The organism is Pseudomonas sp. GW821-FHT01E05 (assembly GCF_059422425.1).
This window is the reverse complement of record NZ_JBWKWW010000022.1, coordinates 13,231-35,653: the sequence shown is the minus strand read 5'-3', so window position 1 is coordinate 35,653 and position 22,423 is coordinate 13,231. Positions and strand designations below refer to the sequence as shown.

23 protein-coding genes are annotated in these 22,423 nt (G+C 59.4%); 14 read left to right on the top strand and 9 right to left on the bottom strand.

Going from position 1 to position 22,423, the window contains the following annotated elements:
- The first annotated feature begins 7 nt into the window (after positions 1 to 7).
- Genes AC07W5_RS29260 through AC07W5_RS29250 form a run of 3 tightly spaced genes read left to right on the top strand, consistent with a single transcriptional unit; the run spans position 8 to position 3,617 of the window.
- Positions 8 to 1,573: an ABC transporter ATP-binding protein gene (locus AC07W5_RS29260; protein ID WP_495024842.1), complete on the top strand. Its 1,566-nt coding sequence runs from the start codon at positions 8 to 10 to the stop codon at positions 1,571 to 1,573.
- 11 nt (positions 1,574 to 1,584) lie between these two features.
- Positions 1,585 to 2,691, top strand: coding sequence for an ABC transporter permease (locus tag AC07W5_RS29255; protein ID WP_495024841.1), 1,107 nt, complete (start codon positions 1,585 to 1,587; stop codon positions 2,689 to 2,691).
- The gene (locus AC07W5_RS29250) at positions 2,691 to 3,617 is read left to right on the top strand and encodes an ABC transporter permease (RefSeq protein ID WP_494995073.1); all 927 of its coding nucleotides are present in this window, start codon (positions 2,691 to 2,693) and stop codon (positions 3,615 to 3,617) included. Before AC07W5_RS29255 ends, AC07W5_RS29250 begins: the two co-directional genes overlap by 1 nt.
- 117 nt (positions 3,618 to 3,734) lie before the next feature.
- Here AC07W5_RS29250 and AC07W5_RS29245 read toward each other — a convergent pair whose 3' ends face one another.
- Positions 3,735 to 4,178 carry a hypothetical protein gene (locus AC07W5_RS29245; RefSeq protein ID WP_495024840.1) on the bottom strand — a complete coding sequence of 148 codons (444 nt, stop codon included), beginning with the start codon at positions 4,176 to 4,178 and terminating at the stop codon, positions 3,735 to 3,737.
- An 82-nt stretch (positions 4,179 to 4,260) separates the two neighbouring features.
- On the opposite strand from AC07W5_RS29245, the gene AC07W5_RS29240 reads away from it, so the two are divergent.
- The 6 genes from AC07W5_RS29240 to AC07W5_RS29215 all read left to right on the top strand — a co-directional run bounded on the left by AC07W5_RS29240 (position 4,261) and on the right by AC07W5_RS29215 (position 10,281).
- The gene (locus tag AC07W5_RS29240) at positions 4,261 to 4,611 is read left to right on the top strand and encodes a MerR family transcriptional regulator (protein WP_495013478.1); all 351 of its coding nucleotides are present in this window, start codon (positions 4,261 to 4,263) and stop codon (positions 4,609 to 4,611) included.
- A gap of 25 nt (positions 4,612 to 4,636) precedes the next feature.
- The gene (locus tag AC07W5_RS29235; RefSeq protein WP_494995070.1) at positions 4,637 to 5,323 is read left to right on the top strand and encodes an SDR family oxidoreductase; all 687 of its coding nucleotides are present in this window, start codon (positions 4,637 to 4,639) and stop codon (positions 5,321 to 5,323) included.
- Positions 5,324 to 5,466: 143 nt separating this feature from the next.
- Positions 5,467 to 6,825: an 8-oxoguanine deaminase gene (locus tag AC07W5_RS29230; RefSeq protein ID WP_495024839.1), complete on the top strand. Its 1,359-nt coding sequence runs from the start codon at positions 5,467 to 5,469 to the stop codon at positions 6,823 to 6,825.
- Positions 6,826 to 7,112: 287 nt separating this feature from the next.
- Positions 7,113 to 8,195 (top strand): BMP family ABC transporter substrate-binding protein, encoded by a 1,083-nt coding sequence (locus tag AC07W5_RS29225; RefSeq protein ID WP_495024838.1) that lies wholly within the window; start codon positions 7,113 to 7,115, stop codon positions 8,193 to 8,195.
- Positions 8,196 to 8,280: 85 nt separating this feature from the next.
- Complete coding sequence (locus AC07W5_RS29220) at positions 8,281 to 9,246, top strand: 2-oxoglutarate and iron-dependent oxygenase domain-containing protein (RefSeq protein ID WP_495024837.1); 966 nt, start codon at positions 8,281 to 8,283, stop codon at positions 9,244 to 9,246.
- A gap of 81 nt (positions 9,247 to 9,327) precedes the next feature.
- Complete coding sequence (locus AC07W5_RS29215; protein WP_494995066.1) at positions 9,328 to 10,281, top strand: adenosine deaminase; 954 nt, start codon at positions 9,328 to 9,330, stop codon at positions 10,279 to 10,281.
- 103 nt (positions 10,282 to 10,384) lie between these two features.
- Here the strand turns inward: AC07W5_RS29215 and AC07W5_RS29210 are convergent, their stop codons facing one another.
- From AC07W5_RS29210 to AC07W5_RS29200, 3 genes are all read right to left on the bottom strand, one after another.
- Positions 10,385 to 10,978 (bottom strand): HAD family hydrolase, encoded by a 594-nt coding sequence (locus tag AC07W5_RS29210; protein ID WP_494995065.1) that lies wholly within the window; start codon positions 10,976 to 10,978, stop codon positions 10,385 to 10,387.
- Positions 10,975 to 11,844 (bottom strand): acyl-CoA thioesterase II, encoded by an 870-nt coding sequence (tesB, locus tag AC07W5_RS29205; protein WP_494995064.1) that lies wholly within the window; start codon positions 11,842 to 11,844, stop codon positions 10,975 to 10,977. Before tesB ends, AC07W5_RS29210 begins: the two co-directional genes overlap by 4 nt.
- Before the next feature lie 106 nt (positions 11,845 to 11,950).
- The gene (locus AC07W5_RS29200; protein ID WP_495024844.1) at positions 11,951 to 12,520 is read right to left on the bottom strand and encodes a GNAT family N-acetyltransferase; all 570 of its coding nucleotides are present in this window, start codon (positions 12,518 to 12,520) and stop codon (positions 11,951 to 11,953) included.
- Between the two features lie 86 nt (positions 12,521 to 12,606).
- On the opposite strand from AC07W5_RS29200, the gene AC07W5_RS29195 reads away from it, so the two are divergent.
- Together AC07W5_RS29195 and AC07W5_RS29190 are read left to right on the top strand one after the other, a co-directional pair.
- Entirely contained in the window at positions 12,607 to 13,527 is a 921-nt protein-coding gene (locus tag AC07W5_RS29195) for a histone deacetylase family protein (protein ID WP_494995062.1), read from the top strand.
- Between the two features lie 189 nt (positions 13,528 to 13,716).
- Positions 13,717 to 14,970, top strand: a complete 1,254-nt coding sequence (locus AC07W5_RS29190) for a TIGR03862 family flavoprotein (protein WP_495024836.1) — start codon at positions 13,717 to 13,719, stop codon at positions 14,968 to 14,970.
- Between the two features lie 104 nt (positions 14,971 to 15,074).
- Here AC07W5_RS29190 and rhlE1 read toward each other — a convergent pair whose 3' ends face one another.
- Positions 15,075 to 16,409: an RNA helicase RhlE1 gene (rhlE1, locus tag AC07W5_RS29185; protein ID WP_494995060.1), complete on the bottom strand. Its 1,335-nt coding sequence runs from the start codon at positions 16,407 to 16,409 to the stop codon at positions 15,075 to 15,077.
- 59 nt (positions 16,410 to 16,468) lie between these two features.
- The gene (gene yedA / locus AC07W5_RS29180; protein ID WP_494995087.1) at positions 16,469 to 17,359 is read right to left on the bottom strand and encodes a drug/metabolite exporter YedA; all 891 of its coding nucleotides are present in this window, start codon (positions 17,357 to 17,359) and stop codon (positions 16,469 to 16,471) included.
- Positions 17,360 to 17,539: 180 nt separating this feature from the next.
- Between yedA and AC07W5_RS29175 the strand changes: the two genes are divergently transcribed.
- Positions 17,540 to 18,001 (top strand): Lrp/AsnC family transcriptional regulator, encoded by a 462-nt coding sequence (locus AC07W5_RS29175; RefSeq protein ID WP_495024835.1) that lies wholly within the window; start codon positions 17,540 to 17,542, stop codon positions 17,999 to 18,001.
- Positions 18,002 to 18,280: 279 nt separating this feature from the next.
- On the opposite strand, the gene AC07W5_RS29170 is transcribed toward AC07W5_RS29175, so the two are convergent.
- The 3 genes from AC07W5_RS29170 to AC07W5_RS29160 all read right to left on the bottom strand — a co-directional run bounded on the left by AC07W5_RS29170 (position 18,281) and on the right by AC07W5_RS29160 (position 20,323).
- Entirely contained in the window at positions 18,281 to 18,892 is a 612-nt protein-coding gene (locus AC07W5_RS29170) for a 3'-5' exonuclease (protein ID WP_495024834.1), read from the bottom strand.
- A gap of 33 nt (positions 18,893 to 18,925) precedes the next feature.
- Positions 18,926 to 19,405: a LabA-like NYN domain-containing protein gene (locus tag AC07W5_RS29165; protein WP_494995057.1), complete on the bottom strand. Its 480-nt coding sequence runs from the start codon at positions 19,403 to 19,405 to the stop codon at positions 18,926 to 18,928.
- Between the two features lie 138 nt (positions 19,406 to 19,543).
- Positions 19,544 to 20,323: a DUF2076 domain-containing protein gene (locus AC07W5_RS29160; RefSeq protein WP_494995056.1), complete on the bottom strand. Its 780-nt coding sequence runs from the start codon at positions 20,321 to 20,323 to the stop codon at positions 19,544 to 19,546.
- A 177-nt stretch (positions 20,324 to 20,500) separates the two neighbouring features.
- Between AC07W5_RS29160 and AC07W5_RS29155 the strand changes: the two genes are divergently transcribed.
- Positions 20,501 to 21,166, top strand: a complete 666-nt coding sequence (locus tag AC07W5_RS29155) for a YciC family protein (RefSeq protein WP_494995055.1) — start codon at positions 20,501 to 20,503, stop codon at positions 21,164 to 21,166.
- 84 nt (positions 21,167 to 21,250) lie between these two features.
- Positions 21,251 to 22,330, top strand: coding sequence for an endonuclease/exonuclease/phosphatase family protein (locus AC07W5_RS29150; RefSeq protein WP_495024833.1), 1,080 nt, complete (start codon positions 21,251 to 21,253; stop codon positions 22,328 to 22,330).
- Positions 22,331 to 22,423 lie beyond the last annotated feature (93 nt).

The window sequence follows — 22,423 nt, the reverse complement described above, 5'->3', positions numbered from 1 at the left end:
GCCTGTCATGCCAAATCCCGTGCCGATCCCTGATCAAACACCGCGTCTGCAATTGCGCAGAATCAGCAAACGCTATCCCGGCTGCCTGGCCAATGACGGTATCGACCTGAGTATTCAACCCGGTGAGATCCACGCCCTGCTCGGTGAAAACGGCGCCGGGAAAAGCACCCTGATGAAAATTATCTACGGCGTGACCCATGCCGACTCGGGCGAGATGATCTGGCAAGGACAACACTTGACCATGCGCAACCCGGCCCAGGCGCGCAGTCTGGGGATTGGCATGGTGTTCCAGCATTTCTCGCTGTTTGAAACCCTGAGCGTGGCGCAGAACATTGCCCTGGCCATGGGCGCTGCGGCAGGCACACCCACGCAACTGGAGCCGCGCATTCGTGAAGTCTCGCAACGTTATGGCATGGCGCTGGAGCCAGAACGGCTGGTGCACAGTTTGTCGATTGGCGAGCGTCAGCGGGTGGAGATCATTCGTTGCCTGATGCAGGACATTCGCCTGCTGATTCTCGATGAGCCGACCTCGGTCCTGACTCCGCAAGAGGCGGACGAGTTGTTCGTCACCCTGCGTCGATTGGCCGTCGAGGGCTGCAGCATTCTGTTTATCAGCCACAAGCTCGGCGAGGTTCGGGCGCTGTGTCATAAGGCCACGGTGCTGCGCGGTGGTCGAGTGGCCGGACATTGCGTTCCAGCCGAGTGCACGGATCAGCAACTGGCTCGTTTGATGGTGGGTGATGCGGCGGGGTTGATCGCTGATTATCCGAAGGTCGGCGGCCGCGAAACTTTCTTGCAGATACAAAAGCTGTCCTGGCATAACCCGGATCCGTTCGGCTGCTCACTGAGGGATATCCACCTTGAAGTGCGCAGCGGCGAAATCGTTGGGATCGCCGGTGTCGCCGGGAATGGTCAGGACGAATTGCTGGCCCTGCTCAGCGGCGAAGAATGCCTTGCACGTAATGACGCCGCGACCATCAGTTTCACCGGGCAACCGGTCGCTCATTTACGCCCCGATGCAAGACGCCGCCTCGGCCTGGCATTTGTGCCGGCAGAACGCCTCGGCCACGGGGCAGTGCCGCAATTGAGTCTGGCAGACAACGCCTTGCTGACCGCTTTTCAGCAAGGGCTGGTCAGCAATGGCCTGATTCAGCGTGGCAAAGTCCAGGCATTGGCCGAAGAGATCATCCGCTGCTTCGGGGTCAAGACACCGAATACTGAAACCTGTGCTCGCAGCCTGTCCGGCGGCAATTTGCAGAAATTCATTCTCGGCCGGGAAATCCTTCAACAACCGAAACTGCTGATCGCGGCGCACCCGACCTGGGGCGTGGATGTGGGTGCCGCGGCGGTGATCCATCGCGCGTTGATTGCCCTGCGCGATGCGGGTGCCGCGATCCTGGTGATCAGCGAAGACCTCGACGAATTGTTCCAGATCAGCGATCGACTGGCGGCGCTATGCAGCGGTCGACTGTCGACGCTCAAACCGACCGCGCAAACCAGCCTGATCGCAGTCGGTGGCTGGATGGCGGGGCAGTTCGACACGTCTCACCAATCCACGCCTTTGCCGGTTTAACGGAGTTTCACATGCTGCTTTCTCTCGAACCCCGTGGCCAGCAATCGCGCCTGATGCTGTGGTGCTCGCCGCTACTTGCCGCAACGTTGACCCTGGCTTGTGGCTCGCTGCTGTTTATTGCCCTCGGTCACGACCCTTTGATGACCTTGCACACCTTGTTGATTGCGCCGATCAGTGACCTGTATGGCGTCTCTGAGCTGTTGGTCAAAGCCTTGCCGATTCTGCTGTGTGCGTTGGGTCTGGCGGTGGCGTATCAAGCGCGGATCTGGAACATCGGCGCCGAAGGTCAGTTGCTGCTCGGCGCTCTGGCCGGCAGTGCACTGGCAGTGAATATCATCAATGTGCAAAGTCGCTGGGCGCTGGTGTCAATCCTGATGATCGGCACGCTGGCCGGTGCTGCCTGGGCCGGGTTGACGGCATGGCTGCGCACGCGGTTCAACGCCAATGAAATCCTCACCAGCATCATGCTCAATTACATCGCCCTGAACCTGCTGCTGTTCTGCGTCCACGGGCCGCTGAAGGACCCGGCCGGCTTCAACTTCCCGGAATCGGCAATGTTCGGCGAGGCCAGCCGTTTACCACTATTGCTGGAGGACGGCCGAGTGCATGCCGGGGTGTATTTCGCCCTGCTGGCGCTGGTTGCCGTTTGGGTGCTGCTGCACAAGAGTTTTGTCGGTTTTCAAATCAAGGTGCTCGGCCTGGACAAGCGCGCCGCCGGTTTCGTTGGTTTTCGCGAGAAGCGGCTGATCTGGCTCGCGCTGTTGATCAGCGGTGGATTGGCGGGGCTGGCTGGCGTTTGCGAAGTCACCGGGCCGATCGGACAACTGGTGCCGCAGGTATCGCCCGGTTATGGCTACGCGGCGATCACTGTGGCATTTCTTGGCCGACTGAATCCCATCGGCATTTTGTTCTCCAGCCTGCTGATGGCGCTGCTGTACATCGGCGGCGAGAGCGCGCAGATGAGCCTTAACCTGCCGCAGGCGGTCACCCAATTGTTCCAGGGCATGATGCTGTTTTTTCTGCTCGCCAGTGATGTGCTGATTCTCTACCGCCCGCGCCTTAACCTGCGCTGGGCACGGCACTCCTCGACCACCTCTGAACGCGTTGGAGCCCTGTGATGGATATCGATCTGCTGAGTAATATTTTCTACGCCATGGTCCGCTGCGGCACGCCGCTGCTGTTGGTGGCCTTGGGTGAACTGATCTGCGAAAAAAGCGGCGTCCTCAACCTCGGTCAGGAAGGCATGATGCTGTTCGGCGCGGTGATCGGTTTTATCGTCGCCTTGAGCACCGGTAACCTCTGGCTCGGCGTGTTGCTGGCGGTGCTCGCCGGTATGTTGCTGTCGACGCTGTTTGCCTTGGTGGCGCTGGTGTTCAACGCCAATCAGGTGGCGACCGGGCTGGCGCTGACTATCTTTGGCGTCGGCCTTTCGAGCTTTGTCGGTGCGGCCTGGGTTGGCAAGCCGCTGGCGGGTTTCGAGCCAGTGGCGATTCCTTTTCTGAGCGAGATCCCGCTGATCGGGCGGATGCTGTTTGCTCAGGATCTGTTGGTCTATCTGTCATTCGCGCTGTTTGCGCTGGTGGCTTGGGCGATTCTGAAAAGCCGCGTAGGCCTGATCGTTCAGGCCGTCGGGGAAAATCCGGACGCTGCCAGCGCCATGGGATTGCCGGTGCTTGGTGTGCGCACACTGGCGGTGCTGTTCGGTGGCGCCATGGCCGGGTTGGCCGGTGCCTATCTGTCACTGGCCTATACACCGATGTGGGCGGAGAACATGAGCGCCGGCCGTGGCTGGATTGCCCTGGCGCTAGTGGTGTTTGCCAGTTGGCGCGTATGGCGTTTGCTGCTGGGCGCTTACCTGTTCGGGCTCGCCAGCATCTTGCACCTGGTTGCCCAAGGCTTGGGGCTGGCGATCCCTTCGAACCTGCTGGCGATGCTGCCCTATGCCGCGACCATTCTGGTGTTGGTGCTGCTGTCGCGGAACGCGCTGCGAACACGCTTGTACGCACCGGTTTCGTTAGGGCAGCCGTGGCAGGCGGGGCATTAGGTTCTGCCTGGAACAGCAGGCTCTTCGTAGCAGCTGGCGAAGCCTGCGTTCGGCCGCGAAGCGGTCGTAATCCTGACGACTCGAATTTCGTCCAGAATCGCGTTATGGCCTTTACGACTACTTCGTAGCCGAACGCAGGCTGCTACGGGGGCTTCGGTCATCTGCGAGATGCTTGACCGGCAACAACTGTGCAACGCCCCACGCCAGTTCGAAGAACAGGAAAACCGCCAGCAATGAGCTGGCGCCGTGGGCCAGGGCATAGATCTGCCACGTTGCGAACAAAAACCGTCCGGCTGCGTCATAGCGGCCGAACGCTTGCTGCGGATCACAAATCCGTAACACCGACCAGACGCAAACGATCGAGCCCAACAGATTGGCCATCAGCATGTGCATCGGTTCGAACGGCGGCAGTTCACCAGATAGATTGAATGTCCGGGAAAGACTCAGCATCAACCCGTGTAGCGCCATAAAACTCCAGGGGGTGACGAAAGCGACGGTCACGAGCAAGTCGTACCAGCCGCTCGCACGAACCAGTTGACGGTATTGGCTTGCAGTCCACATTGAGGCGTCTCCATTTATTCAGGGAGCACGCAGGCTAAAGCCTGGAGTATGCTCCAGGGTCAAACCTCAAAGAGTCTTCAAGATGCGTATCGGTGAATTAGCCCAGGCCAGCGCCGTCAGCCGCGACACCCTGCGCTTTTACGAGCAACGGGGATTGATCGCCGCCCAACGCAGCGCCAACGGTTACCGCGACTATCCGGCCGAGATGGTGCAACTGGTGCTCTACATCAAGACCGCCCAACGCCTGGGCTTCAGCCTCGGCGAAATCGGTAGTAGTGTGGCCTCGCTGTGGCAGGCCAAAGACCCTGACAGCGCCGTGACCCGGTTGCTGCAAGACAAACTGAGCCTGATCGAAACCCGCATCGCCGAACTCGGTGAGCTACGCCAGGAGTTACAACTACGGCTCAGGCAGAGTTGCCCATTAAGACCGTGATCCTCTTTTCCAAAGGAACCCGTTTATGAACGCTGCAAAAAACGCATTAATCATCGGCGCCTCCCGTGGTTTGGGCCTCGGTCTGGTACAACGCTTGCTGGCCGACGGCTGGCAAGTCACCGCCACCGTGCGCAATCTGCAGAAAGCCGAGGCCTTGCAGGCATTGGGTAACGTCCGGATCGAGCAACTGGACATGGATGATCAGCAAGCCGTCATCGCCCTGAGCCAACGGCTGAAGGGCCAGGTGTTCGACTTGCTGTTCGTCAACGCCGGCGTCAAAGGACCGGATGATCAGACTCCAGGTAATGCAACCCTCGCCGAGGTTGGACAGTTGTTCTTCACCAACGCCGTGGCCCCGATCAATCTGGCTCAGCGCTTCATCGGCCAGATTCGCCCGGACAGCGGTGTGCTGGCGTTCATGAGTTCGGTGCTCGGCAGCGTGACCATGCCCGACGCGCCGGAACTGGCGCTGTACAAGGCCAGCAAAGCCGCGTTGAACTCCATGACCAACAGCTTCGTCACTCAGTTGGGCGAGCAGAAAATGACTGTACTGTCGTTGCATCCGGGCTGGGTGAAAACCGATATGGGCGGTGAAGGTGCGGACATCGATGTCGAGACCAGCACCCGTGGGTTGATCGAGCAGGTGAATACTTACGCGGGTAAAGGCGGGCATCATTTTGTGAACTACAGAGGCGAGACAATTCCCTGGTAATTCATCGGTAGATCAGCGGCCCTATGTAGCCGACCAAATATGTGAGTAAACTCTGCACTTCGCCCTCCCCGGCGACCCTGGATCAGCAGACAGGGCAACACTGAGCTGGCGAACCTGAACCCATTTTTCAGAGGAGCCGGCCAATGCCTGCGACCCGTATCTGGTTAAAAACCCCCTTGGCCATTTTCACTGCCAACGCGCTCGATGCCCGTGGCGGCCTGGTGCTGCAAGACGGTTTGATCGTCGAAGTGCTCGGTATAGGGCAACAACCGACCACTGCCTGTGGACAAGTCTTCGATGCTCGCGAGCATGTGATCCTTCCCGGGCTGATCAACACCCATCACCACTTCTATCAAACCCTGACCCGCGCCTGGGCGCCGGTGGTCAATCAGCCGTTGTTCCCCTGGTTGAAAACCCTCTATCCGGTCTGGGCTCGCCTGACCCCGGAAAAGTTGGCGCTGGCGACAAAAGTCGCTTTGGCCGAGTTGCTGCTGTCTGGCTGTACAACGGCGGCCGATCACCATTACCTGTTTCCCGAAGGTCTGGAAAATGCCATTGATGTGCAAGTCCAGAGCGTTCGCGAACTGGGCATGCGCGCGATGCTTACCCGTGGCTCGATGAGCCTGGGTGAAGCCGACGGCGGGTTGCCGCCGCAACAGACTGTGCAGCAGGGTGAAGTGATTCTCGCCGATAGCCAGCGGCTGATTGCCGAGTACCACGAACGCGGCGACGGCGCGCAAATCCAGATTGCTCTGGCACCCTGCTCGCCATTTTCCGTCACGCCGCAAATCATGTCGGCCAGCGCGGAACTGGCCAATACACTCGACGTGCGTCTGCACACTCACCTTGCCGAAACCCTCGACGAAGAAGACTTCTGCCTGCAACGCTTCGGCCTGCGCACCGTGGATTATCTGGACAGCGTCGGCTGGCTCGGACCGCGCACCTGGCTGGCCCATGGCATTCATTTCAACCCTGATGAAATCGCCCGTCTGGGCGCGGCCGGTACCGGCATCTGCCATTGCCCTAGCTCCAATATGCGCCTGGCTTCAGGCATTTGCCCGACGCTGGACTTGATCGCAGCAGGTGCGCCGCTGGGTTTGGGTGTGGATGGCTCGGCCTCAAACGATGCATCGAACATGATCCTCGAGACCCGCCAGGCGTTGTACCTGCAACGCCTGCGCTACGGCGCGGAAAAGATCACCCCCGAGTTAGTGCTCGGCTGGGCCACACGCGGTTCGGCGCAACTGCTCGGGCGCACCGATATCGGTGAACTGGCGGTGGGCAGGCAGGCGGATCTGGCGTTGTTCAAACTCGATGAGCTGCGCTTCTCCGGCAGCCATGACCCGCTGTCGGCGCTATTGCTGTGCGGCGCGGACAGGGCGGATCGGGTGATGATTGGCGGTAAATGGCGGGTGATCGATGGGCAGGTTGAAGGGCTTGATTTGAAGGGGTTGATTGCCGACCACAGTCAGGCGGCCAGGCAGTTGATTAGCGGCGTTTGATCAATCTTATCGCGGGCAAGCCTCGCTCCTACGGGTACATGCGATCCGTAGGAGCAAGGCTTGCCCGCGATGCTTTCAAAGCCCTGGCGCACCAGTGGCAGGCATGAGCTTGCAGGGGTGCACTGCCTTGGTTCTTGCTGTGTTCATACACTCCCCTTCACCGGTCAGCCCGCTCCCACAGGAATGCGTCATCCGGCATTTTGTTGTCTTGTTGGTCAGCTATTTGCATTGAGCTGCTCAAGCCTTTGAGCCCAGCCAACCCTCACAACAAAATGGAGTTCGAATTCATGCATGCACGTCCGTTGAAGAAGCTGCTGTGCGCCGTTGCAGCGGCCATTGGCCTGAGCGCCAGCCTGGCTGCCAGTGCGACTGATCCGTTGAAAGTCGGCTTCGTCTATATCGGTCCGATTGGTGACCATGGCTGGACTTATCAGCATGAACAAGGCCGTAAGGCGTTAGTGGAAAAATTCGGCGATCAGGTCACCACCAACTTCGTCGAGAACGTGGCCGAAGGCGCGGATGCCGAGCGAGTGATCCGCAATATGGCCAAGGACAAGTACGACATGATTTTCACCACATCCTTCGGCTACATGAACCCGACACTGAAGGTCGCCAGACAATTTCCCAACGTGACCTTCGAACATGCCACCGGCTACAAGCAGGACAAGAACCTCGGCACCTACCTGGCGCGCACTTACGAGGGACGGTATGTCGGCGGCTTCCTCGCGGCAAAAATGACCAAGAGCAAAAAAATCGGCTACGTCGCCTCCTTCCCGATTCCGGAGGTCATCCGCGACATCAACGCCATCCAACTGGCTCTGAACAAATACAACCCGGGCACCGAGATCAAAGTGGTGTGGGTCAACTCCTGGTTCGATCCGGGCAAAGAGGCTGACGCCGCCAACGCCCTGATCGATCAGGGCGTGGACGTCGTGTTCCAGCACACCGACAGCCCGGCACCGATTCAGGCGGCCGAGCGTCGTGGCGTGTATGCGGTGGGCTATGCCTCGGACATGGCGCACTTCGGGCCCAAAGCGGTGCTGACCTCCATCGTCAACAACTGGGGGCCACACTATGTTCAGGCGACCCAAAGCGTGATCGACCATCGCTGGAAATCCCAGGACTATTGGGGCGGTTTGAAAGAAGGCACGGTTGAACTACCAATCAGTGATGTGGTGCCGGCCGAGGTGAAGGCTGAAGCCGAGCAGATCATCAGCCAAATCAAGAGCGGTGAATTTCACCCCTTCACCGGGCCGATCAAGGATCAGGCCGGCGTAGAGAAACTGGCGGCAGGTGTGACTGCCAGCAATGCCGAGCTGGCGTCGATGAACTATTACGTCGAAGGCATGAAGGCGGATATGCCGAAGTAATCCCTCAAACCAAACACACCTCCCCTGTGGGAGCGTCGACCGGCTGCTCCCACAATGGATCTTCGGTGCTCTTCAGGACCGCAACATGAACCAACTTCCGATCATAGACATCGGCCCGCTCTACAGCGATGAGCAAACCGCTTGGCAAGAGGTCGCCGACCAGATCGACAGCGCCTGCCGTGAATGGGGCTTCTTCTATATCAAGGGCCACCCGATCACCGCGACACGCATCGGCCAATTGCTCGATTGCGCCAAACAGTTCTTCGCCTTGCCGGTCGTTGAGAAGCTCAAGATCGATATCACCCAGACCCGCCACCATCGCGGCTATGGCGCCATCGCCACCGAGCAACTCGACCCGAACAAACCCAGAGACCTGAAAGAAACCTTCGACATGGGTTTGCACCTGCCGGCCGATCACCCGCAAGTGCTGGCGGAGAAACCCTTGCGCGGCCCCAATCGGCATCCCGACCTGCCGGGCTGGGAAAGCCTGATGGAACAGCACTACATCGATATGCAAGGCCTCGCCCAAACCTTGCTACGGGCCATGGCCCTGGCGCTGGGGATCGAGCGCGACTTCTTCGATCAGCGTTTCGTCGAGCCGGTCAGCGTGTTGCGGATGATTCACTACCCGCCGCGTCACACCGCCAGTTGCGAAGCGCAACAGGGCGCAGGCGCCCACACCGATTACGGCTGCATCACTGTGCTCTATCAGGATGCCGCCGGTGGCTTGCAGGTACGCAACATCCACGGCGAATGGATCGATGCCCCGCCGATCGAGGGTACTTTCGTGGTCAACCTCGGCGACATGATGGCGCGCTGGAGCAACGACCGTTATCTCTCGACGCCGCACCGGGTCATCAGCCCTTGGGGAGTTGATCGCTATTCCATGCCGTTCTTTGCCGAACCGCATCCTGACACGCGCATCGAATGCCTGCCCGGTTGCCAGGACAGTCAAAACCCGGCGAAATACCCGACCACCACCTGCGCCGAATTCCTGCTGTCGCGCTTTGCCGACACCTACGCTTATCGGCGAGAACGGAAAGCTGTGTGATGAACCGATTGGTCAGGTTTTGCCATATATTTGAGCGTCGACCTGTAGAATGCCACCATTGCACCTGATGAGAATTCGATAATGTACGACTGGCTGAACGCCCTGCCCAAGGCAGAACTGCACCTGCACCTGGAGGGCTCGCTGGAGCCTGAGCTGCTGTTCGCCCTGGCCGAACGCAACAAGATCGCCCTGCCGTGGGACGACGTCGAAACCCTGCGCAAGGCTTACGCCTTCAACAACCTGCAAGAGTTTCTCGACCTCTATTACCAGGGTGCTGATGTACTGCGCACGTCTCAGGACTTCTATGACCTGACCTGGGCTTACCTGTTGCGCTGCAAGGCGCAGAACGTGATTCACACCGAACCGTTCTTCGACCCGCAAACCCACACCGACCGTGGTGTGCCGTTCGAAGTGGTGCTCAACGGTATCGCCAGCGCGCTGAAAGATGGCGAGCACCAGCTGGGCATCACCAGCGGGCTGATCCTCAGTTTCCTGCGTCATTTGAGCGAAGAAGAAGCCGAGAAAACCCTTGATCAGGCGTTGCCATTCCGCGATGCGTTTATCGCCGTCGGCCTCGACAGTTCAGAGATGGGCCACCCGCCGAGCAAGTTCCAGCGCGTGTTTGATCGTGCCCGCAACGAAGGCTTCCTGACCGTCGCCCATGCCGGTGAAGAAGGCCCGCCCGAGTACATCTGGGAAGCCATCGACCTGCTGAAAATTCAGCGTATCGACCATGGTGTGCGCGCCATCGAAGATGAACGTCTGATGCAGCGGATTATCGACGAGCAGATTCCGCTGACCGTCTGCCCACTGTCCAACACCAAGCTTTGCGTGTTTGACGACATGTCAAAGCACAACATCCTCGACATGCTTGAGCGTGGCGTCAAGGTCACGGTGAACTCGGATGATCCGGCGTATTTCGGCGGTTACGTCACCGAGAACTTCCACGCGCTGTACACCCATCTTGGTATGACACAGGACCAGGCAAAGCGCCTGGCCCAGAACAGTCTGGATGCGCGACTGGTCAAGCCGTAATACCTCTATTGCGGCCCCCTGCTCCTACAAGGGCCATGTCGAACCACACACCATTGTGATCGACACCAAACCTGTAGGAGCGAGGCTTGCTCGCGATGGGGCCTCAAACGGACAACATTTGCCGCAACGCCACACAATCCTGCGCATGCCAATCCGTCAACTCCGGCCACGGATTATCCGGCAAGTTAACCAACACCGTCCGCGCTCCAGCCGCCCGACCGCAGTCCAGGTCAAAGCGATAATCTCCGACCATCACCAACTCGCTCGGCGCCACATCCCAGGCTTGCGCCAGTTTCAGCAAACCACCCGGATGAGGTTTTGGCGGGGCTTCATCGCGGCCCAGCACATCCTCCACCGCGAAGCAGTCCGCCAGGCCGATTGCCTCCAGGGTCACGTGGGCCAGCTCACGGGCGTTGCGGGTCAGGATGCCGAGACGATAGCCGCGCCCCGCCAGTTCCCGCACCAACTCCACCGCGCCGGGCGCAGGCCGGGAGCCCAGCGCCAGATCCCGTTCGTGTTCGAGCAACCAGGCATGTTTGGCCGCGCACTCATCGGCAGGCAGCGCGGCGAGGTGGGTCAGAATGTCGCTTTGAGCGGGAATCGCCAGCGCCTCGCGGATCGCCACGAAGTCATGCACGGCAATTGTCAGCGTGCCGTCCATGTCGAACACCCAGTACCGCACCTCGGAGAGACTCATGCCCAATCCTTGCGGTGACGAATCAAGCCTTCCTGAGTGACCGACGCCACCAGTTGCCCGGCACGATTGAACACACTGCCCCGGGAAAAACCACGAGAATTTCCGGCCCATGGACTGTCCATCGCGTACAGCAGCCAATCATCGGCGCGCAGGTCGCCGTGGAACCACAGCGCATGGTCGAGGCTGGCGACTTGCATGTCCTTTTGCCAGACCGACTTGCCGTGGGGCAGCATGGCAGTGGTCAGCAAACCGAAGTCCGACGCATAAGCCAGCAGGTATTTGTGCAGCGCCGGCGAGTCGGCCAAGGTGCCGTCAGCCCGAAACCACACGTATTTGATCGGGTCGCCGGGTTGCGGGTTGTAGGGGTCTTTTTCCGTCACCGGGCGCACTTCGATCGGCTTGGGGCACAGCAGCTTTTCACGCATGTGTTCCGGAATCAGGTGCGCGCTCTGCTGGGTGATCTCCAGTTCCGACGGCAGATTTTCCGGGCCGACCACTTGCGGCATCTGCTGCTGGTGCTCGAAACCTTCTTCGTCGTACTGGAACGACGCGCTGCAGGTGAAGATCGGATTGCCCTTCTGGATCGCCGTGACGCGACGGGTACTGAAACTGCCGCCATCGCGCACTCGATCAACCTGATAAACCACCGGCAAACCGGCATCGCCAGGGCGCAGAAAATAACCATGCATCGAATGCACATGGCGCGCTTCTTCTACGGTCTGGCTGGCCGCCGACAACGATTGGCCGAGTACCTGACCGCCGAACAACTGGCGGAAACCCAGATCCTGGCTACGACCGCGAAAAAGGTTTTCTTCGATCGGTTCCAGGGTCAACAGGTCGACCAGATCATCCAGTACATGGCTCATTCAGACTCTCCTCACAAAGAGCAATGCCGCGCAGTCTTGGCTGCAGCGGTCGATTCAGTTTTTGGCCCGAGCCAACTAGGGACACATTGTAAACGTCCGGGCAGGCTTATCCATGCAAGGTTTCCAACCATTGTTCACGGCTGATGCGGTACAGCACATGGTGGCGCAATGGATCATCGCTGCCGAGCTTCGGATGCTCGAAATCGGCCACCGGGTCGTGTTGCATGCCGATCGCCTGCATGACTTTCTGCGACAGCTGATTGGCAGCGGTGGTAAATGCCACGACTTCCTTCAGCGCCAACCGGTCAAAGCCGCAACGCAGAGCGGTCCAGGCCGCTTCGCTGGCATACCCCAACCCCCAATGCTCGCGGGCCAGACGCCAGCTGATTTCGGTCGCCGGGGTAAACGATGCATCGAACCCCACCACGCCGAGCCCGGTAAAACCGATAAACGCCCCGGTGTCCTTACGCTCCAGCGCCCACAGGCCGAAGCCATATTCGGCAAAATGGCCGCGTATTCGCCCGATCAATGCCGCGCTTTGCAGACGACTCAAGGGCGCCGGAAAATAACGCATGACCTGAGGATCGGCACACATGACCGCAAATTCCGGCAAATCCTCATCGCGCCACTGACGCAACAGCAGCCGCGCGCTCTCAAGTTCCAGTATCGGCTCCATCATGCCCCTCCGTTTCCATGCCGCAAGTCTACATCGCTGGTAGGATCCTTCATTTATTCCTACATGCCTTCCTAGATGAATCTGCCATGTCCCTGCCGCTGATCTACCACGAAGACTACAGCCCCGAATTTCCGGCGGAACATCGCTTCCCCATGGACAAGTTTCGCCTGCTGCGCGATCACCTGGTGGACAGCGGTCTGACCCGCGATCCCGAGCTGTTGCGCCCGCAACTGTGCCCGCCGGACATTCTCGCCCTGGCTCATGACCCTGGGTATATCGAACGCTATATGGGCGGCGAGTTGTCCCGCGAAGACCAGCGGCGCCTCGGCCTGCCCTGGAGCGAAGCACTGGCCCGACGCACCGTGCGTGCGGTCGGCGGCTCGCTGCTGGCCGCCGAGCAAGCGCTGGAACACGGGCTGGCCTGCCATCTGGCCGGCGGCACCCATCACGCCCATTACGATCATCCGGCGGGATTCTGTATTTTTAATGACCTGGCGGTAATCAGCCGCTATCTGCTGGAAAGCGGTCGGGTGGGGCGAGTATTAATTTTTGATTGCGACGTGCATCAAGGCGACGGGACTGCACGCATTCTGGAAGACACGCCGGACGCAGTAACCGTTTCCCTGCATTGCGAAAAGAATTTTCCGGCGCGTAAAGCCCAAAGCGATTGGGATATTGCGCTGCCGATGGGCATGGGCGATGCGGACTATCTCAACGTGGTCGACGATGCGTTAAGCTATCTACTGCCGCTCTACAAGCCGGACCTGGTGCTGTATGACGCCGGGGTAGATGTGCATAAAGATGACGCTCTGGGCTACCTCAAGCTGACCGACCAAGGCGTCGCCGCTCGTGATGAAAGCGTGATGCGTCACTGTCTGGGACGGGACATCCCGGTGGTCGGGGTGATTGGCGGTGGTTACAGCAAGGACCGTAAAGCCTTGGCGCGACGCCATGGCATTCTTCATCACAGCGCGCAGCGAGTCTGGGAGTCATCAGGTTGTCACTGAGTTGTGGATGCTTTACCCACAATGCCTGTGGAACTGCCTGTGGATAACCTGAGTGAAAGGACCTACAGGCCACAGACTGTATAGCCTTCAGAGCACTGTGCATTTTTTAATCAGCTAAAAACTTCGCGGGCGTACCTCGATTGTGCTGATAGAATGCCCGGCTTATTCCGCCGAACCGCAGCTCAAACCATGACCCAATCCTCCGCCAACCTCCTGCGTCACGTCACCATCATCGGCGGCGGCCCTGCCGGTTTGATGGCGGCCGAAGTACTGAGCCAGGCTGGAATCAAGGTCGAGTTGTACGACGGCATGCCCTCCGTGGGTCGCAAGTTTCTGCTGGCCGGCGTCGGTGGTATGAACATCACGCATTCCGAAGCCTACCCGGCGTTTCTCTCGCGCTATGCCGAGCGGGCACCACAAATCGCCCCACTACTGCGTGCATTCGGCGCCGAAGCGCTGTGCCAATGGATTCATGAATTGGGGATCGAAACTTTTGTCGGCAGTTCCGGCCGAGTGTTTCCAACCGACATGAAGGCCGCGCCCCTGCTGCGTGCCTGGCTTAAACGCCTGCGCGACACGGGCGTAGTTATCCACACCCGTCACCGCTGGCTCGGTTGGAATAACGACGCCAGCCTGCGAATCGACAGCCCGGAAGGTGAAAAAGCCCTGCAAACCGATGCCCTGCTGCTGGCCCTTGGCGGTGCCAGTTGGGCGCGCCTGGGGTCGGACGGCGCCTGGTTACCTCTGCTGGAACAGCGCGGCATCAGCCTTGCACCGCTGCAACCCAGCAATTGCGGTTTCGAAGTAACCGCCTGGAGTGACCTGATGCGCAGCAAGTTCGCTGGCGCACCGCTAAAGAACATCGCTATTGGCCTGAATGACGACGTGCCGCGTCTGGGCGAATGCGTGATTACCGCCACTGGCATCGAGGGCAGTTTGATCTATGCCCTGTCTGCACCGATCCGCCAAGCCATCACTCAAAGCGGCTCGGCGACCATTCACCTGGACCTGTTGCCGGGAAAAACCCTCGACAAGATTCAAACAGCGCTGACCAAGCCTCGTGGTTCACGCTCGATGGCCAAACACCTGCACAGTCAACTCGGCATCGACGGCGTGAAAGCCGCCTTGCTGCGCGAACTAACGCCCGCTGAATGCTTCGCTGATCCGGTGCAGCTGGCCAAAGCAATAAAGGCCCTGCCCCTGACATTGGTGAAAACCCGCCCTCTGGACGAAGCCATCAGCAGCGCTGGTGGCGTGCCGTTCGAAGCGATGAATGAAAGCCTGATGCTCAAGCAACTGCCCGGCGTGTTTTGTGCCGGGGAGATGCTCGACTGGGAAGCGCCGACGGGCGGCTATCTGCTCACCGCCTGCTTTGCCAGTGGCCGAGCGGCGGGGTTGGGGATGCTGGAGTGGTTACAAGCGCACCGCGGAAAGCTTCTGTAGCAGCTGGCGAAGCCTGCGTTCGAGCGCGCAGCGGTCGTGAAATGCCTGACCGTGATTTTTTTGATCGTTCCCACGCGTGGGAACGATCTCGGGTTCAGTCGGGCTTAAGGCTTACGCTTGCGCGGTCCGGTGTTGAACACCGGCACCTTACGCACAGGTTTGATCGCCGGTGCTTCAGCCGCCACTTCACCGCTGTCCACCCACTTGCCCAGGTTACGCTTGCCGCCACCGGAGACTTTGGGCTTCTTCGGCTTTTTCGGTTTCTTGATAACCTGGCCGCTGGCATCGGTGTCCGGCACACGGTGCTCGGGTTCGAAATCCTGCTCTTCATGACGAGTCAACGTCTGACGGGTCAACATTTCGATAGCCGACAGCAAATTCACTTCATCAGCGCAAACCAGCGAAATCGCCTCGCCGGTAGCACCCGCACGACCGGTACGGCCGATACGGTGGATGTAATCCTCAGCAACGATCGGCAGGTCGAAGTTCACCACCAGCGGCAAGTCTTCGATATCCAGACCACGGGCTGCCACGTCTGTGGCTACCAGAATCTGAATCTCGCTGGCCTTGAACCGGTCCAGAGCACGCTGGCGAGTAGCCTGGGGTTTGTCGCCATGAATACCGTCGGCATTCACGCCCAGGCCCTGGAGTTTTTCCACCAGTTGGTCGACGCCGTTGCGGGTCTTGGCGAACACCAGCACCTGCTTCCAGCGATTTTTGCGCAACAAGTGGCTGAACAGTTCCGGCTTGCGCTTCTTGTCCACCGTCACCACCCATTGCTTGACGGTGTTGGCGGCGACGTTGCGCGGGCTGACTTCGATGCTCAGCGGATCATTGAGCATTTGCCCGGCCAGCAGGCGGATCGCATCGGAGAAGGTCGCGGAGAACAACAGTGTCTGACGTTTCTTCGGTAAGGCTTTGTAAATGTCCCGCAGCTCTTCGGAAAATCCAAGGTCGAGCATACGGTCGGCTTCATCGAGGACCAGGGTTTGCAGCTGGTTGAACTTGAGCGCGTTCTGCCGATACAGGTCGAGCAAGCGGCCCGGGGTCGCTACCAACAGGTCAACACCCTTGCGCAGCTTCATCATCTGCGGGTTGATGCTGACACCGCCGTACACCGCATAGGTGCTCAACGGCAGGTGTTCGGCGTATTGGCGAACACTCTCGTGAACCTGTTCGGCAAGCTCGCGGGTCGGCACCAGAATCAGCGCGCGCACTGAGTTACTGCTGACCTTCGGCCCTTCCATGGCCAGCAACTGCAACAGCGGCACGGCAAAACCGGCGGTCTTGCCGGTGCCGGTCTGGGCCGCGGCCATCAAGTCGCGACCGGCCAGCACCGCAGGGATGGCTTGCACCTGAACCGGCGTCGGGGTCTGGTAACCGAGCGTCTCAAGGGCGCGCAGCAAGGGTTCGATCAGGCCAAGAGTGGCGAAAGTCATGGGGGGTACCGTAGGGAAATGTCAGCGCATGTGTGCAATGCGCCGCAGTTTACCCTAAATCAAGCCGGTTTCTGCCTGCGCCACTGCGGCAAGCCAATCAACACTACAGCACTGATGATCACCGCCATCGCCAGGGACTCTGCGATGCCGATGCTTTCGCCGGCAAAGACGATCCCCAGCAGCACTGCCACCGCCGGGTTGACGTAGGCGTAGCTGGTCGCAGCCGCCGGGCGGACGTTTTTCAGCAGGTACATATAGGCGTTGAAGGCGATGATCGAGCCGAAGCCAATCAAATAGGCCAAAGCAACCCAGCCCTCGACAGGCGGCAAGCTGTCCAGATGCTCACCGCTCAGCGCGCTGCCGATCAACAGCACCACGCCGCCCACCAACATTTCTGCAGCGCTGGCCATCGCCCCTTGTGGCAGCGGCAAGTGTTTGCTCCAGACCGAGCCGAAAGCCCAGGCCGCTGCCGCAGACACCAGCAACACCGCGCCCAACGGGCTCGACTGCAAGTTGGAACCGAGGTTGAGCATGGCAATGCCGACCAGTCCGAGCACGATCCCGGCCCACTCCAGACGGGTGTTGCGCGCGCCCCAGAAGTAGCCGCAAAGCAAGGTGAACAGCGGCACAGTCGCCACCGCCAACGCCGCGACCCCGGAGGCCACACCGATATGTTCGGCAACACTCACCGCGCCGTTACCCACACTCAGCAGCAAGATGCCGATCATCCCCGCCGCCCGCCATTGCGACCAGGTCGGCGCTGGTACTCCGCGCCAACGCAGGAAGCCGTACATCAAGGTCCCGGCGATGATAAAACGAATCCCGCCGAGCATCAGCGGTGGCCAATATTGCACACCGATTCGAATCACCAGATAAGTCGATCCCCAAATCACATACAACGCGAAAAAGGCACCCACCAGTTGTAACGGAAAACGCCGTGGGCCAGGCACGGAAAGCTCGATGGCAGACATGGAACGCTCGAAGACTGGATAGGGGAGCGCTATTTTAGAAAGCTCTCGGGCGGAATTTAAGTTACAAAACCTTTTTATAGCGCCCGTACACTTTTCAAAACATGGAGATCACAGCTATAAACCGTGCTTTCGAAAGTTATGCATTTCAGGAGCCGAATGATGGATAAATACGACCGCATGCTCCTCAGTGCACTCCTGGAAAACGGCCGGGCCTCGTATGCGGAACTGGCGCGCAAGGTCAACCTGTCCGCGCCGGCTGTGGCCGAGCGCGTGGCAAAACTGGAAAGCAGTGGGGTGATTACCGGCTACCAGGCAAAGGTCGACATGACCAAGGTCGGCCTGCCGATCCAGTGCGTCATCGAACTACGACTGAGCCGCCACGGCAGCCAGAAATCCTACGATGAACTGATCAAAATCCCGCAACTGACCGAATGCCACCGAGTCACCGGCGACCCCTGCGTCATCATGCAGGCCGCCGTCGGCTCAATGCCGGAACTCGAAGAACTGATCAACCGCATCGCCCAGTTCGGGTTCAGCAAAACCTCGATCGTGCTCTCCAGCGCGATAGAAAAGCGTGTGCCACTGGGGCAGTTGGAGAGTAATGGCAAGAATGGTGGGTGAATGCTCTACCGTCTGCCGCAAAGAGCATAGGTATCTACACATTTCTTGATGCTTGGCAGGGCGTAGCAGCTGTCGAGTAGAACGAGGCTGCGTCCGGCTGCGAAGCAGCCGTAAAACCCTGCACCTCGGTGTTTCAGATAAACCGCGCGCGCAGATTTTACGAGGACTCCGCCCTCGGACGCTGCCTCGTTCTACTCGACAGCTGCTACGGGAATTCTAACCTTTAGAGATATGTAGATACCTATGCCGTGAAGAGGCCGGCAGGATCAACGCTGAACTTTAAAACCCGCGATGGCGCTTGAGATGCTCATTGATCTTCGCCGCAGGGACTTTCTGCAAGCTGCACAGCAGATCATGAGACAACTCCCGAAAGCCATGTCGCTGACGAAGTTCCTGGGCCAGATGCGCGGTGAGGTTAGCGGCCATTTCGGCGTCGGCCATGGCTCGGTGAGCCTGGCCGGTGTGGGGCAGTTTGGCGAACGTGGTGAGGGTGCCGAGTTTGTGATTGGGTGCGGCCGGCATCAGGCGCCGGGCGAGTAGCAGGGAGCAGGCAAAGTTCTGCAACCGTGTACGTTTGATTCGCCCCAGCTCGTAGTCCCAGAACTTCTGGTCGAACGCGGCATTGTGGGCCAACAGCGGTGTCGTACCGACGAATTCGTTGACTTCGTTCATCACCTGTTCGGCAGACGGTGCAGTGCGCAGCATGGCATTGCTGATGCCGGTCAGGCTTTCGATGAAGGCCGGGACCCGCACGCCGGCGTTCATCAGGCTTTGGTAACGCTCGACGATGCGTCCTTGCTCAAGAATCACCACGGCAATTTCCGTAGCCCGGCAGGTGCTGCTCGGGGAGATCCCGGTGGTTTCAAAGTCGATGACCGCTATCCGTTCCAAACCTGTTCCAACTCCATCAAAAAGTAATCAATCTCAGTTTTTAAGCAGCAACGCGCCTTCGATCGGCACGTAGCGGCTGGCGGCGCGTATCAATGAGTTGGCAGTCAAGCCAGGGACGCCGTAAGCGACGGCTTCAACACCGTGTTTATTGATGATGCGTTCAAGCAGCATGTCGAAATCACCATCACCGGACGCCAACACCACTTCGTCGACATGAGAGGCGGCGTCCATGATATCGATGGTGATGCCCACGTCCCAGTCGCCCTTGGCCGAGCCATCGCTGCGCTGGATGTAGGGTTTGAGTTTTACGGTGAAACCAATGTTGCGCAGGATCTGCTGGAATTGCTGTTGCTTGCTGTCGCCACGATCGATGGCGTAGGCGTAGGCCTCGACGATCTGCCCGCGCTGGCTGATATCAGCCCACAGGGCGGCGTAGTTGAAGTGGCAGCCGTAAGCCTGGCGCACGGTGTAGTAGAGGTTCTGGACATCGGCGAACACAGCGATTTTTTTCACCGTAAATCCTCATGGCGCAGACGCGCGCAGGCAATTGATCAAGTACAAGACCTGAAAAGTCGCCCAGTATGCCAGCCAGAAGGAAATTTCCGCGAATAATCGGTCTGGGGCGCTATAGCGCCCCGGACGAATGGTGCATCAGACGAAGGAATCGTCGTCGTCGAAGAACGATGAGCTGTCATCGCTGTAGTCGGCGTCGGTAAACCCGCCTTGGTCATTGCCATAGGAATCGTTACTGACCATACGTTGGTCGTCGTTGTCATTGCTTTTGTCATTGACCTGCGCAGGTTCTTCCTTGATGACTTCGACAATTTCCTGCGGCTGCTGATTGCTGTGGAACAGGCTGCTGATACCTTGCGCAAGCATCACACCACCGGCCACACCGGCCGCGGTTTTCAAGGCGCCGCCCAGGAAGCTGCTGCCGGCTGCGGCCGGAGCCTGTTGCTGTGGTGGCGCGTAGTTCTGTTGCGGGGCACCGAAATTTTGCTGTGGCGCCACACCCGGCTGAGTATTGAACGAAGGCCGCGCCGGCTCACGCCAGCCACCGCCAGTCGAGGCCGGAGCGCTTGGGGCCGGTTGCGAATCACGGGAACCGCCACCGAAGATGCTCGACAGGAAACCGCCGCCACCGCTGCTTGGTGCCGGAGCAGGCGCCGCTGCCTGGGATCTGGCTTGCTGCAGTTCAGCTTGCAGCTGCTGGTTTTGCTGAGTGAGCTGTTTGTTCTGTTCGTCGAGGCTTTTGATCGCCGCCTCTTGCACCAGAATCGCCTGGGTCATGAAATACCCCGCCGCAGGCTGGCGAGCCAGGTGCTCCTTGATCCGCGCCTCGGCCAGGGCATCGCGCGGGGCTGAATCCGTTTCGGCTTGCTGCAGCCGTGAAAACAGTCCATCGATCAGGGTTTGTTCTTCGCTGTTCATGGCGACCTCGTTAGATTGCCGGAAAAATCGTTGCCCTTTCCGTTGTGGAGAAGGTGCACACCAGTAATGGGGTTATTACGGGCCGTTTCAATGGCCTTTACCTAACGTTTACGTTTGCTCGCAGGGGTGCTGCATCGGTTAAAGTGTCGAACTGCTTTTTACCTGCGATATCGACCCATGAATCCGTTAGAAGTGCTCCGCGACTCTTTGTATTTCTTTAAGCGCAACCTGGGCCGGATCATTCCGCTGTGCCTGCCGTTGGTGGTGCTTGAGGCACTGATCCAGCAACTGGTCGATAACGCCCAGGGCCCGGATGCTTTCCCCGGTTATAGCGTGATCGTCGGGCTGTTGATCTATCCACTGTACACCGCTGCGCTGATTCTTTTTCTGGATGCGCGCAGCCGTGGCGAATCGCCACGAACCCGTGATCTACTGGCGATGTCTGCCAGCCTGTGGCCCAGGTTCGCGTTGCTGACAGCGATCAATACACTGCTGATCCTGCTTGGCCTGTCGCTGTATTTCCTGCCAGGTTTGTGGCTGATGGTGACACTGGCCTTTGCCGAGTACCTGTTGGTCCTGCGAGGCCTGCAACCGCTGGCGGCCATCAAGGAGAGCTTTCGCCTGACCCGCGGGCACTTCCTGCGCATCCTGGTCTGCATTCTGTGTGTGATGGGCCCGCTGTGGCTACTCAAGGGCGCAAGCCTTGCGGTTTACCCAGAACCACAAAACCCGGTACTGGCACTGTTGATCGAAAGCGCCCACAGTTTTCTGCAACTCTTTACCAGCGTGGTGCTGTTTCGCCTGTTCATGTTGATCAGCGAAGCCACCGACAAGAATCGATAAAACGCTCTGAAAGGCCTGGTCTTGGGGTCTGACCTGCTCTCGGGTATGCTCGGGCTTAATCCTGCAACGCTATAAGCCGAGCCGATGACCCGTCTACTGCGTTATACCCTGCTGGGCCTGCTGCTGATCGCCGGCCTTTTGTCAGCGCTGATCTACAGTTTGACCTGGCGCCCGGACGCCAAGGAGCAAATACTCGTCAGCTGCAGCGCCCAGGCACCGACCCTGGTGCCCGGCCAGGCGCTCAAGGTGATGACCTGGAACGTCCAGTACCTGGCGGGAAAACGCTACGTATTCTGGAACGACCTGGCCCATGGCGACGACGAAACCCCCACAGCCGAAGATATGGCCTTCAGCCTCGATGAAGTCGCACGAGTGATTCGCGATGAGCAGCCGGATGTCGTCCTGCTGCAAGAACTGGATGACGGCGCCAAAGCCAGCGATTATCAAGACCAGCTAAAACTGCTCCGCGAGCGTCTGACCGACCTTTACCCGTGCAGCACCCATGCCTTCGACTGGAAGGCTGACTTCGTTCCCGAGCCGCACATTTTCGGCAGTGTCGGCCGACAACTGGCGACATTGAGCCGCTATCGGATCGCAGACGCCGAACGCCTGCAATTACCGCAAGCACCGGCCAATCTCATCAGCAGTCAATTCCAGCCGAAAAACGCGCTGCTGGTGAGTTATCTGCCGCTGAGCGACGGTGGGCAAATGGCAGTACTCAATACCCACCTGGACCGACCGGCTCAGCCTGACGACACGCCACAACAGCAAGTGACGGAGACCGCCAGGGTGCTCGACACATTCGAACGTCAGGGTACGCCGTGGTTGATCGGCGGCGATTTCAACCTGTTGCCGCTGGGCCAGTATCAGCGCCTCGATCCCCAGCAGCGCGCGCCCTACTCCGTCGACAGCGCGCTGCATGTGCTCTGGGACAAATACCCGATGATCCCTGCCAACAACGAAGCCGGTGGCATCGACCGCGAGCAATGGCTGACCCACTACCCCAATGACCCGGCCCTCAGCGGCCCGGACCGGACCGTCGACTACCTGTTTTATAGCCCGCGGATCAAACGGGTTGAGGCTCAGGTGAGGCAGGACGACACGCTGCGTATATCTGATCATCTGCCGGTGATTGCACGGTTTCTGCTGCCTGCGGCACCGTAGGTCAAAAGCTTCGCGGCTAATAGAAGCGGACGCGGAGCGTCCAGTGAGGCATTCCCACGCAGAGCGTGGGAACGATCGCCAATAGGCTCGCCG